The following is a 12,237-nucleotide window of genomic DNA, read 5'->3' as shown; positions in this document are numbered from 1 at the left end:
ATACTCCTTTATTTTTTTTCAATTAAATAGCCTATATTATGCCTAAGCTTGTTATCCCACTTCCTGTATCTAAAACATTCATTATTTCAAGGTTAGCCATATGTGACAACAACTGAGACAAAATTGTTTTATGAGCTTATGGCATGCAAATACCTCCTTATTTTAAGTGTTTTATAAAATATAGAACTAAATCATCATCATTTCTGAATTCTCCATACTGCTCCAATTGTTTGTCATTATACCAAACGCCTGTGCCATCCGGGATGTAGCCGCGCTTTACATATATTTTTTGAGCGGAGCCATATCCATGATGAAGCCCCACGCCTAGAGATACAAATTCGCTTTTTTCTCTTGCAACAGCTTCTGCTGCATCCATAATTCTATTGCCTATGCCTCTTCTCTGATATTTAATGAGCACATTGAAATCAGCAATTTCAGGTATATTTTTATGAACAAAGGGTCCTGACTGAGCATGGGGAAGAATGGTAACATAGCCTGTCACATTATCATCCATCTCAGCAATAACTACAGATCTTTCATTATTCTCTTGCTGATGATAATATTCCATGAATAAATCATAGGGTTTGTTCCAATTTTGAAGTTGAAAACCATTGACCAGCTTTTCTATATCACTTTTTACCATAGAGCGTATAAGCAAATTTTCATTACTATAATAAATCATTTTATTACACCTTCTTAAGAATAATATTTGCTCGCTTTTTTATGTTTGCTAAAAGGGAAGGGTATGTTTTGCAGAGCAGGTAGTTTCAACAAAGTTATTTTTGTCATATAATTTAACCAATTTCTTTATCTACTTGCTGCTGCACTCTTCCAAAGGAAATATCCTTGTTTTCCCCGCCTGTAGTTAAAAAACCCTTTGCCAAATCTTCAACAGTAGCTTCTAATACATTCATAAATTGTCCATAGGCAAAATTAAATTTAGGATCCTTTTCATCTTGTCCAAAAACAGAATAAATGAGACCTTCAATCATTTGATCCACACCCCATAATTTTAAGTGATTAATACAGTATATTATACAATAAGTGCAAAGAAAATTGTTGATTTGATGTAAATTATTTCATTATGTTGTATAATAAAACCAATAAAGCTTCATTGGGAGGAGATAAAAAATGCTTCATCTTGGCTCTATATATTTAATTGTTAAGAATTTTGAAAAATCTATAGATTTTTATGAGAAACTATTAGAAATGAAGGCATCAACACAAAAAGCTGACAAGTTTGCTGAATTCATATTCGAAGGAAAATGTATTTCTATGATGAATGAAAAATATCTTAAGGGGCACAATTACAGGGATGGGGATTATAAATTTGTTATGAACTTTTGGATTGAGGATTTGAATGAAGAATATGAGAGAATAAGTGAGCTTAATATAGGTAAGATGACAGAAATTAAACAAGCTAATTCTACTTATTACTATTTTCAGCTAAGGGATCCTGACAATAACGTAATAGAGGTTACAGGAGAATATCACCTTTAATTAGCAGATAAAGTGATATTCTTCAAACTTCTTGAGACCTGATTTATGGTCTAGATTTTTTCTCATAATGATTCTGCCAATCTCCACAATTTCCAAGCTTTTTACCTAAACTAAAATAATTATAAGGAGCATAAAGTACAGGATCTAATTTTAATAAATCTATCATCTCTTTGTCCATATTCTTAAACTCTTCTGCAATTTGGATGTTTTTTATTTCGCTTACAAATATATGACTGTCGTTTAATTCAACAGTTTCGGCTACTTCACATTCGACAACCCATTTACTGCTAGCTAAAATGGGAACCTTAAGAGAACTACCATCTGTAAACTCATATTTTACTTTATCTTTTATTCCCTCATCTCCATGTGTACATCCAAAATAGTCTGCCAGCCAAAGCATGTCCGAACTTACTAGATTTGCAGAAAAAACCTTTGAGCGCTGAATGTTTTCTTTTGTTCTTTTTTTACCGCCTACACCAAGCATAATATGAGGACTGCCATTCCAATTAAAGCCTATCCAGGTTATTACGCCAAAGTTAGGGGTATAGTCCTCGTTATATGTGCCTATTACGTACATAGGCTGAGGACAAAATATCCGTTCAGGTTCAATATTAATCTTTTTCATCTTAAAACCGCCTTATAACACAATCTAAATCAATTGCTTTGTTAAAAATCCTTAATATCTATTTACTTAAGCCATTATTTGCACTACAATGTTATAAAGTAAACTAATAGTTTACAAGAATTGCTATTAGTTTTGGAGGAAGAAGCTATGGGTGCAAATGAACGAAAAGAAAAAGAAAAGGAAATCCGAAGAACGGATATAATTCAGGCGGCGGAAAGAGTATTTTTCACAAAGGGATATGACGCAGCTACTATGGATGATGTAGCTAAAGAGGCTGAATTCAGTAAAAGAACAATATATGTATATTTTAATAGCAAAGAACAGATATATTTTGAAATCATGGTGAAGGGCTACAAAATTTTAATTAGCATGTTAAAGACTGATATGGAAGATAAAAAAACAGCTAATTCTTTAGATACTTTACGGCAGATCGGCAAGACTCTTTATAGATTTAGTAAGGAATATACAGATTATTTTAAAGCTATCATGGAATATGAAAATGGAGAACTGGATTTTTCAAGAGAGGAACTTAACAAGACCAAGGAAGAGTGTTATGAGCTTGGAGAGAAACTTTTTTCTTACCTAACTTCAGCATTAGAAAAGGGAATTAAAGAAGGGGAAATTAGAAAAGATTTAGACGTGGTAAATACAGCAATAGTGTTATGGGCAAGCGTTATAGGGGTATTTAATACAGTAAATAAGAAGAAAAATTATATTATGGAATATCACAAAAGAAAACCTGAGGAACTTATACAAGCAGCTTTTGATGTTTTAGTAAGATCAATAGAAATTTAGAAAAGGAAGGATAATATGAGAATCAGGAGTGTGAGAAAATTGGGCATAACCATATTTGCAGCTATTGCAGTACTAATAGCCTTAATATTTATTATATTGCTACTAGCAAGTGGTATTTTTTCTAAGCAAAGGTATCTGGAATCGTGGAATAAAAGTTATTTTAAAAAACTTGACGATCCAAGGCTTCAACTAGCTGCTCATGGTCTTTTAGCAGCAAACGGACACAATATGCAGCCTTGGAAGATAAAACTAGATGAAAATAAAAATGTATTTTATTTATATTCGGACAGCAAAAGGCTTACAAAAGAGGTAGACCCATTTTCCAGGCAGGATATGATTACTCAGGGGACTTTTTTAGAATATGCAAGAATTGCAGGGGATAAGCTTGGGTATAAAACGGATATAGTTCTTTTCCCAGAAGGGGACTATGATGAAAATAATCTTGAAAATAGCATGGACAAGAAGCCTGTGGCTAAAATAACTCTTACGAAAACTCAGCCCAAAGACAATCCCTTATATGACTTTATGTTCCTTCCAGATACTAATAGATCTGCCTATGATAAAACAAAATTGAATTCTGAAGAAATAAAACAGCTTGAAGATGTAAATACCTATGAAAATATGGATATAAACATTTTTCAAGATGAAAAAAATGTAGCGATTCTAAAAAATTACGCCATAGAAGGCGCTAAAATTGAATCCAGCCTTCATCGAATGAATGTGGAATCTGCAAATGTTTTTCGTCCCAACGAAGCTGAAAAAAATAAATATAGATATGGTTATTCAGTAGAGGGACAAGGAACCTCTGGAATTATGAAATATATATTGCAGGGGCTTGTCACCATATTTCCTTCTTTTAATGATGAAAAAGCTTCCGCTAATACATATGTAAAATCTACTGAGATGGAGGCTGAAAACACCTCTACTTACGCCCTGATAATATCTAAGGATAATACAAGGAAGCAGCAGGTGGAGAGTGGTATGATCTATAGCAGATTTGTTTTACAGGCCCATGCATTAGGCTATGTAATGCAGCCTCTCAGCCAGGTATTGGAGGAATATCCTGAGATGAAACAGCAGTATACAGGCATTCATAGTGAGTACGCTTCAGAGGGTGGTACTATTCAGATGTTTCTTCGACTAGGTAAAACTACAAAAGAAGTACCTCAGACCATGAGAAGAGATGTGATGGATTTAGTTAAATAAGTTTATCATAATGGCATGAAGTGAAGAAAGCTTTATGCCATTATAATTTCTGAATCAAAGAATCTTTTCTGAAAATCTACCAGAGCTTTTAGTCGTTCTTTCAAGTTAGCAGGTCTTTTCAAAGCATACAGCTTTAGGGTTGTTCACGTATTTTCCGTAGTTAGATATTCGATAATACCCCCTATTTTCATAGAAAGAAACCGCTTTACGGTTTATCAATCTAGTTTCAATCTTTATGGAAGAGTAACCCATTTTCTTGGCTTCAGTTTCAAGATATACAAGAATTTTGCTACCTATACCCTTGGATTTTTCCTTAGCGAACATTCTTTTTATTTCCACTGTATTTTCATCCATAGGACGCATTCCTCCACAGCCCAAGGCTTTTCCATCTTCGTCATAGGCAATTACAAATAATGATCTTGGGACACAAACATCTTCTGGATTGAAGGAGGCTTTTCCGCTGTCTCCTGTTATAACCTCCAGACTTTGTGATAGTTCTTCCATTAACTTAAGTGCATCTTCTGAATAAGGGCTTTTCGCAATAATTTTCATTTATGTCATCCTTTCTAAATTTTACGCTTTAGCTTTAGTATGAACTCTGGCTGAGTCACATATTCCAGGTATTGTACACTTCCATCATAATCAAGATACGCTTGAAATCTTTGCCTTATGGCTGGAGTTGTAATCATGTTTAGTACTTTCTCTTTTTTTACCCAGCGAGAATCTGAAGTTTCCTCAGAGGTACACAAATTACCACCTACATAATTACAAATAAAATCCAACATAACCTTTGTAGGCACAGTTTCTACACCATTATAGCCTTTATGTGAAGCTGTATTAGAAGAAATAGCAAAGAGTTTTTCTACAGTTACCTCAAGACCGCTTTCCTCCATTATTTCTCTGATAACTGCATCAGGAATATTTTCACCAATCTCTACTTGTCCACCAGGAAAAACCCAACCACCATAATAAGTTTTAACTAATAAAATTTCATCATTAACATTTTTTACTATACCAGCAGCAGCTACTATATGAGTAGGCATTACCATTCTTGTCATCCTTTCCGCACTTAATTTACACTTTTTTTTGTAATGGCTTCAGCAAAAGCTCTATAGGCGAAAACCTTCAGCTTTTTTTGCCTTTCTTTTCTAGAAGGCTGAGTTATTCTTCTATGCAGCCATTCTAAATTCAACTTTTTCCAAATTTTAGGGGTAGTCTTCACTTTTCCAGTAATAACATCTAGGCTTCCACCTACTCCAAAAACCACTTTTGTATTAAGCTTATGCTTATATTTATAGATCCATTTATCTGCCATAGGGGAGCCTAAAGCTACTATTAAAATATCTGGAGATGAATTTTTTATAGCATTAACAATAGAAGCTTCTTCTTTTTCGTTGAAATATCCGTTATGTCTGCCAGCAATTTTTACATTGGGATGATTACTTTTTATATATTCTTCAGCCTTTTGGTTAACCTCTTCCTGAGAACCTAATATGTAAAAAGACCAGCTTTTTTCATTACCAATTTCAAGACATTTAAGAAGCAAGTCATAACCAGTTACTCGTTCAGGTACGGGTTCACCTTTTAATTTTGAGGCAAAAACTATACCTATACCATCCGGAGTAATTAAATCTGCGTCTAGAGATATCTTTTTTAATTCTTCATCCTCCTGAATCTGAACAGCTATTTCAGGATTTGCAGTTATTATATGGAATGTTTTATTGCTGCTGTCAGATATCTTGTTATCAATTAAATTCACAGTTTCCTTTAGAGTAAGCTTTGAAAAGTCTATTCCTAAAATATTTACACAGTTCATATTTCACCAACTTTCTTTGGTAGCTGTTATCATAAGCATTTGTTTTTCAATGCACACGTTAATTTTTGAGGCGTCTATAAATAGATAATAAATAAAAAACTCATATATCTTTACCTATCATGGCCATGCTATCCAAATTTAAATAATTATTTTTTAAATAGAATTTACTTGTGTTATTTCCTTTTGAAGTAAATAAAATTATGGTGGTAACTCCCATTTTCTTTAGATGGGCTTCTAACTCCCTAAGAAGTTTACTCCCAATTCCTTGACCCTGAAGCTCATTTGATATAAACAGTTCTCTCAAGTTATAGTGAATACCATTGTAGAATTGCTCATATGTACCTAAAATTGCACCTTTTATTTCGTTATTTTCAAGATATAATACTCCTTCAAAATTTGGAGAGATATAAATATCGCTTAATCTTTTATAAGCAGTTTCTAGTGTCCACTCATCATTCCAAGGCTTAGAATTGAATACTCTTATATAGAGTTCAGTACATTTCATTATATGTTCATTTGTTATATTAAAAACAGTATCCGTATTAACTCCCCCTTAAATGTTATGAAAAAAGCCTTATATGTTTCAATTGCGTGACTATACGCCGCAGCTTTTTATTTATAATACTGGTGTTATCAGGTGTAAGTTGAATGTGAGACATTGAAGCTATCTGCTCTACTACAGCTTCAATAGACATATGGTCCGTGTAAATATGATATTTAAAAGTATCGTCGGATAGACCTTTTAAGCATCTATCTATTTGGTTAGCTGGCCAAGATTTGCTTCCATCTCCTCTTCCTTTCAATCTTTTTAGCAGAGTTTATTTTGAGGCCATTAAGGTATAATGATCAACGCATATTTCAGATTTTCTTAAGGCACCATTTATCCATATAACCATGATAAAACCTCCAAAAGAATCGCATTTTTGTTATTAATACGAATATAGCAGTTTCACAGGTTTATATTAACATTCTATAAAGTTTAGATTATTTTTTATAGGCGTTTATATAATAATATTTTGAGTCCTGCTTTTGGGAATTTATATAACAATAATCAAGATGAAATATTTTTTCTATATAAAAATTATGAAATAAATTGATGATATCTTCACGATCAGCATAGAAGTGAGGTACATTACATTCTGGTCCGATCTGTTTGTTTATTACCGTATTTTCATCTAATTTCGGGAAACCAGATTTACAAAAATCCCAAGAGTCTTTAGAACACATAGAAGTAAATATTTCTCCTCCTGGTTTTAAAACTCGTTCAATTTCACTTATAATTTTTTTCATGCCCTCTGAGTCTGTATGAGAAATAGAATGGTATGCAAATAAGCAATCAAAATAATTATCAGCATAAGGAAGCTGAAGCATATCTCCAAGTGTAACATCAATAGATAAATTTTCATTTATAGCCCACTCTTTTAAATAACTTACGGAATATTGGGAAATATCTATAGCTGATACTTGAAAGCCCTGCTTTGCGAAAAATATAGAATGCCTTCCTAAGCCAGAACCTAAATCTAAAATTTTTTTAAATCCTAATTCTCGCCACTTATTAGCAAAAAAATAACTATATTCTGCGGGTTTTAGCCAGGGTGATTGATTTGCCTTTTCCCAGTCCCAACCTTTTGAATTCACCATTTATAACATCTCTCCTTTTAAATAAGAAATAAAATAAATTTCGTACCACCCAAATCATCACGCAAGATTACATTCATCTGGTAAGGTTGCAGCAATATTCTTTTAAAATATAGCCCACTAGCAGGACTTCAATATTTCTGATTAATAAACGTTTTCTATTTGTATAATGAAATTCAGCCATAAAAATAAGAATATAGTAAACAAGATAAACTTAACCGCTATTATATTGACAATTATAACATACGTAACCATAAAATCCATATATTTAAATAAAAAATAGGTTTTTAAAGATTATTTTGATAATTTTACGATTTTACTATGGATATAAATGCTATTTTAAAAAATATTCCTTGAAAATATAATATTAAAATTAATTTTTTAATGCTTTTCGTTATTTACTATAGAGCATTAATTTTTATTAATAAATATATTAATATGTAAGGATGCATATTAATGTATTTATCCTTTAAAAACTTTACAATTTTTTTTTAGTAGTTTATAATTTTATTAATTACTAATGCGTTATTGAAAAGGGGAAACTATATGCGAATAGACACAAGTGAAAAATGGCTTCCTGTATTTGAGGCTCTTGCCAGTGATGTAAGGTTAAAAATAATTCAGCTTTTATCTGTTAAATCTATGAATGTTAAAGAGATTGCTCAGGAATTAGAACTGAGCAGTGCTATAATTACTATGCACATAAATAAGCTTGAAAAAGCAGGCATCGTATCCTCAGAAAGGACTAGAAGCAAAGGCGGAGTTCAAAAGATATGCAGTTTATCAATGGATGCTATTGAAGTTGAATTTCCTAATGTTAAGGGAGAAGGAAGAAAATTTCATGAATTTATAGTCCCCATAGGTCAATATACTGATTTTCAAGCCACACCTACCTGTGGCTTAGCTACCACTGAGAAACAGATTGGATATTTTGATGATCCTAGATATTTTCTTGATCCAGAGAGAGTAAATGCAAAGATATTATGGTTTACTCAAGGGTATGTAGAATATAAAATTCCTAATTATATGCTGACAAGTGAGACACCAGAGGAGCTTGAAATATCTCTTGAAATAGGTTCTGAAGCTCCGGGGTATAAGGAAACCTGGCCTTCAGATATTTCGTTTTTTATTAATGAGGTGAAGCTTGGAGAGTGGACCAGTCCTGGGGATTTCGGCGGCGAAAAAGGCATTTATACTCCAGCTTGGTGGAGCATAAATATAAATCAATATGGTATGCTAAAGGTAATTAGAGTTACTAGCTCAGGAACCTTTATTGATGGAAAAAAAATATCAGATGTTACTATTCATGATATAGACATTAATTCTAAGCTTTGGACTTTTAGAATCGGAGTATTGGAAGATGCTGAACATGTAGGAGGGCTGACTATCTTTGGAAAAGGCTTTGGTAACTACAATCAGGATATTGCGTTAAAACTTTTTTATAAGTAGCTTTGATATGGAACCTAAATAAAAACAACCTAGAAATGCAGCAAAAAGAGTACATTTCTAGGTTGCTTTTTATTTCAAATTATTTTTGTTATTCATCCTTCTGCCACTTAGATTTTGATGGATTAGGACAATCTTTATTGGCAAGCAGGGCTCTGATTTGAACTATACATCCGCATTGTCTGCAGGTGGTATCATAGTCAAGATATGTGCAGCTGCTGCACTGCACAATCCTATCATTATAAATGTTTTGAGAAACTAAATCGAAACTATTGCTTGTCACTATTTCATCTATCATCTTTTTTATATCTTCGGAAACTATTCTCACTGATGCGCTGCAGCCTTTGCAATTTTCTATATATGCCATGATATGTTCACTCTAAAATATATAGTTTATTGAAGTTCTAAAGTTACTACAGACATAGGAGGAAGCAGAGCTTTAAGTGTATTTCCATCAATATTTGCTCCTGAAAATGCCCTTGGAGCTACTTTTTCTGGCTCTTCAAAGGTGTTATAATCAGTCATATTATCAGCAGTTAAAATTATCCCTGTAACTTTGCTTAACTTTTCGCCTCTAATCTCACAAGAAATATCTGCGCTTTCTTTAGGGTTAAGGTTACATAAAGAAACATGTATTTTTCCTTCGCTGTCAACAGAAGCAGTAGCTGTTACCTGAGGAACGGTTTCGCCCCCGAAACTATATTCCGCTGATTTAATATTTAAGTCTAGCAATTCAGCATCTTGATGCACCTTGTACATATTAAATGCATGATAGGTTGGGGTAAGAATCATCTTTGCTCCTTCAGTAAGGATAACAGCTTGGAGAACATTTACAGCTTGAGCTATATTAGCCATTTTTACTCTATCACAGTGCTTGTGGAATATATTGAAGTTGATGCCTGCTACCAATGCATCTCTTATTGTATTTTGCTGATACAAGAATCCAGGATTTGTTCCAGGTTCAACATCGAACCAAGTTCCCCATTCATCTACAATCAAGGCAACTCTCTTATCAGGATCATACTTGTCCATTATAGTAGAATGTTTTGTAAGAAGTTCGTCCATATGGAGAGTCTTTTTCATGGTGATTATCCATTCATTTTCATCAAATTGAATTGCAGAGCCTTTTTTGCTCCATTCACCAGGTACTGTATAATAATGAAGGCTCAAACCATCCATGTATGGACCTGCTTGCTTCATCAAAACATCTGTCCAATTATAATCGCTGCTGTTAGGACCGCAAGCAATTTTGTATACTTTATTGTTGCCAAAATTTCTTACATAGGTAGCATATCTTCTGTATAAATCAGCATAGTACTCAGGTCTCATGTTTCCGCCGCAGCCCCAGCTTTCGTTACCTACACCAAAGTATTTAAGCTTCCAAGGTTCTTTTCTTCCGTTTTCTGCTCTTAAATTGGACATAGGAGACTCGCCGTCGAAGGTCATGTATTCAACCCATTCTCTCATTTCCTGCACTGTGCCGCTGCCAACGTTTCCACATATATAAGGCTCTGTTTCTAGCAAATCACATAATTCAAAGAATTCATGGGTTCCGAAATGATTATTTTCAACTACACCGCCCCAATGAACATTTATCATTTTAGGTCTGGATTCAGCAGGCCCAATGCCATCTTTCCAATGATATTCATCTGCAAAACATCCGCCTGGCCATCTCAATACTGGAATTTTAAGTTCTCTAAGAGCATCTACTACATCTTTACGAATTCCGTTAATATTAGGTATTTCAGAATCCTTTCCTACCCAAAAACCACCGTATATACATCTTCCAAGATGCTCAGCAAAATTTCCATAAATATTTCTATTAATCTGACCTTTTTTTACATCTGTGTTGATAATCACATTGCTCATGATAAACCACCTTTCTGTAATACACATATAATTAATATTTTGTTTAATAACTTAATATTTTTATTAATTATATCACCTTTCAAACAATGGTTCAATAACTTTATTGAAAAAGATTTCATACAAAAGTATTGGGCAGAAAAATCAGCTTAAGCTTACTATGAAATTAATTTTATACATTCTACATAAATGGTTATTCAAGTAATACAATTATGGTATAATTTTCATATATTATTTATTTTGAAAGGAAGAAAATAATTGAGAAAGTATTATATTGATAATATACGAACTCTAGCCATACTACTTCTTTTTCCATTTCATACTTGCCGCATATTCAATTCTTTTGAAACCTTTTATGTGGTAGGAAAGCCTAATGCCATTTGTGATAATTTTATAAGGCTCACCTCTGAGTGGTTTATGCCTCTGCTGTTTACTATTGCTGGAATTAGTACCGCACTGGCATTGAATAAGCGTTCAACTAGACAATTTATAAGAGAAAGATTTTTTAAGCTTTTTGTACCATTTATTTTCGGACTTATTTTAATAGTACCTATACAAACATTTTTTGCAGAAAAGCAGCATAATGGGTACACGGGAAGTTATTTTCAGCAGTACATATTATTCTTTACCAAAATCACAGATTTAAGTGGGTATACAGGAGGCTTCACTCCTGCTCATTTGTGGTTTTTGTTGTTTTTATTCCTTATTTCATTAGTGTCTCTGCCTGTTATAGCTTTTTATAAAAAATCAGACAAGAGGATAAAAGCAAATAAATTTAATTTGCTTCTATTGATAATATTATTTGTATTTAATTTTGCATTAAGTCCACTAGAAATTGGTGGACAAAGCTTCGGAAAATATCTATCATTTTTTCTTTTAGGTTATTTGATTTTAAGCATGGATTACATCATGGAACTGCTTGAAAAAAATACTTTGATTTTACTAATTATTACCATTATTTTTTCAGCCCTTCGCATGGTTATGATTTATAAGGTGGACTCTGAAGGTATTTCAGCTGCAATTTACATATTGCTTAGCGCTTTTAACAGTTTAACTACGTGGATTATTGTTTTAACAATTTTAGCTTTAGGCAAGAGATATTTGAATTTTAGAAAAAATATCTTTAGCTATCTTTCCAGGGTATCCTTCCCAATTTATGTTTTTCATCAAACTTGGTTAGTAGTGATAGGATATTACGCTTTAAGTCATTTTGATAGTTCCATTGTACAATTTAACTTTATAATGTTTTTAACCTTTGCAGTAAGCCTATTAACTTGCGAAGTGTTAAAGAGAACGGCCATTACTAGATTCATGTTCGGAATAAAAAAGTAATAATATAAAAAGA

General features: G+C 32.8%; 15 protein-coding genes. 5 read left to right on the top strand and 10 right to left on the bottom strand.

Features of this window, described 5'->3' with window-relative positions:
- Nucleotides 1–157: 157 nt before the first annotated feature.
- Both IAI10_RS13690 and IAI10_RS13685 read right to left on the bottom strand, forming a co-directional pair.
- A complete protein-coding gene (locus tag IAI10_RS13690) occupies nucleotides 158–682 on the bottom strand; it encodes a GNAT family N-acetyltransferase (RefSeq protein WP_315673843.1) in 525 nt (174 codons plus the stop codon).
- A gap of 112 nt (nucleotides 683–794) precedes the next feature.
- The gene (locus tag IAI10_RS13685; protein WP_315673842.1) at nucleotides 795–992 is read right to left on the bottom strand and encodes a hypothetical protein; all 198 of its coding nucleotides are present in this window, start codon (nucleotides 990–992) and stop codon (nucleotides 795–797) included.
- A gap of 139 nt (nucleotides 993–1,131) precedes the next feature.
- On the opposite strand from IAI10_RS13685, the gene IAI10_RS13680 reads away from it, so the two are divergent.
- Complete coding sequence (locus IAI10_RS13680) at nucleotides 1,132–1,500, top strand: VOC family protein (protein ID WP_315673841.1); 369 nt, start codon at nucleotides 1,132–1,134, stop codon at nucleotides 1,498–1,500.
- A gap of 43 nt (nucleotides 1,501–1,543) precedes the next feature.
- On the opposite strand, the gene IAI10_RS13675 is transcribed toward IAI10_RS13680, so the two are convergent.
- Entirely contained in the window at nucleotides 1,544–2,125 is a 582-nt protein-coding gene (locus IAI10_RS13675) for a flavin reductase family protein (protein WP_315673840.1), read from the bottom strand.
- A 147-nt stretch (nucleotides 2,126–2,272) separates the two neighbouring features.
- Between IAI10_RS13675 and IAI10_RS13670 the strand changes: the two genes are divergently transcribed.
- Both IAI10_RS13670 and IAI10_RS13665 read left to right on the top strand, forming a co-directional pair.
- Nucleotides 2,273–2,920: a TetR/AcrR family transcriptional regulator gene (locus tag IAI10_RS13670; RefSeq protein ID WP_315673839.1), complete on the top strand. Its 648-nt coding sequence runs from the start codon at nucleotides 2,273–2,275 to the stop codon at nucleotides 2,918–2,920.
- A gap of 15 nt (nucleotides 2,921–2,935) precedes the next feature.
- Nucleotides 2,936–4,126, top strand: a complete 1,191-nt coding sequence (locus tag IAI10_RS13665) for an Acg family FMN-binding oxidoreductase (protein ID WP_315673838.1) — start codon at nucleotides 2,936–2,938, stop codon at nucleotides 4,124–4,126.
- 105 nt (nucleotides 4,127–4,231) lie between these two features.
- Here the strand turns inward: IAI10_RS13665 and IAI10_RS13660 are convergent, their stop codons facing one another.
- The 5 genes from IAI10_RS13660 to IAI10_RS13640 form a co-directional block, all read right to left on the bottom strand.
- Nucleotides 4,232–4,678: a GNAT family N-acetyltransferase gene (locus IAI10_RS13660; protein ID WP_315673837.1), complete on the bottom strand. Its 447-nt coding sequence runs from the start codon at nucleotides 4,676–4,678 to the stop codon at nucleotides 4,232–4,234.
- A gap of 14 nt (nucleotides 4,679–4,692) precedes the next feature.
- The gene (locus IAI10_RS13655) at nucleotides 4,693–5,175 is read right to left on the bottom strand and encodes an NUDIX hydrolase (protein ID WP_315673836.1); all 483 of its coding nucleotides are present in this window, start codon (nucleotides 5,173–5,175) and stop codon (nucleotides 4,693–4,695) included.
- A gap of 20 nt (nucleotides 5,176–5,195) precedes the next feature.
- Complete coding sequence (locus tag IAI10_RS13650; protein WP_315673835.1) at nucleotides 5,196–5,942, bottom strand: WecB/TagA/CpsF family glycosyltransferase; 747 nt, start codon at nucleotides 5,940–5,942, stop codon at nucleotides 5,196–5,198.
- 100 nt (nucleotides 5,943–6,042) lie between these two features.
- The gene (locus IAI10_RS13645) at nucleotides 6,043–6,447 is read right to left on the bottom strand and encodes a GNAT family N-acetyltransferase (protein ID WP_315673834.1); all 405 of its coding nucleotides are present in this window, start codon (nucleotides 6,445–6,447) and stop codon (nucleotides 6,043–6,045) included.
- Between the two features lie 479 nt (nucleotides 6,448–6,926).
- Nucleotides 6,927–7,583: a class I SAM-dependent methyltransferase gene (locus tag IAI10_RS13640; protein WP_315673833.1), complete on the bottom strand. Its 657-nt coding sequence runs from the start codon at nucleotides 7,581–7,583 to the stop codon at nucleotides 6,927–6,929.
- Between the two features lie 543 nt (nucleotides 7,584–8,126).
- Between IAI10_RS13640 and IAI10_RS13635 the strand changes: the two genes are divergently transcribed.
- Nucleotides 8,127–9,029: an ArsR family transcriptional regulator gene (locus IAI10_RS13635; RefSeq protein ID WP_315673832.1), complete on the top strand. Its 903-nt coding sequence runs from the start codon at nucleotides 8,127–8,129 to the stop codon at nucleotides 9,027–9,029.
- Between the two features lie 88 nt (nucleotides 9,030–9,117).
- Here the strand turns inward: IAI10_RS13635 and IAI10_RS13630 are convergent, their stop codons facing one another.
- Nucleotides 9,118–9,393, bottom strand: coding sequence for a DUF6171 family protein (locus IAI10_RS13630; RefSeq protein ID WP_315673831.1), 276 nt, complete (start codon nucleotides 9,391–9,393; stop codon nucleotides 9,118–9,120).
- 26 nt (nucleotides 9,394–9,419) lie between these two features.
- A complete protein-coding gene (locus tag IAI10_RS13625; RefSeq protein WP_315673830.1) occupies nucleotides 9,420–10,895 on the bottom strand; it encodes an alpha-N-arabinofuranosidase in 1,476 nt (491 codons plus the stop codon).
- A 255-nt stretch (nucleotides 10,896–11,150) separates the two neighbouring features.
- Between IAI10_RS13625 and IAI10_RS13620 the strand changes: the two genes are divergently transcribed.
- Nucleotides 11,151–12,224 (top strand): acyltransferase family protein, encoded by a 1,074-nt coding sequence (locus IAI10_RS13620; RefSeq protein ID WP_315673829.1) that lies wholly within the window; start codon nucleotides 11,151–11,153, stop codon nucleotides 12,222–12,224.
- Nucleotides 12,225–12,237: the final 13 nt, after the last annotated feature.

The organism is Clostridium sp. 19966 (genome assembly GCF_032335695.1).
GTDB lineage: Bacteria > Bacillota > Clostridia > Clostridiales > Clostridiaceae > JACTOJ01.
This window is presented reverse-complemented; position numbering and strand designations above follow the sequence as displayed.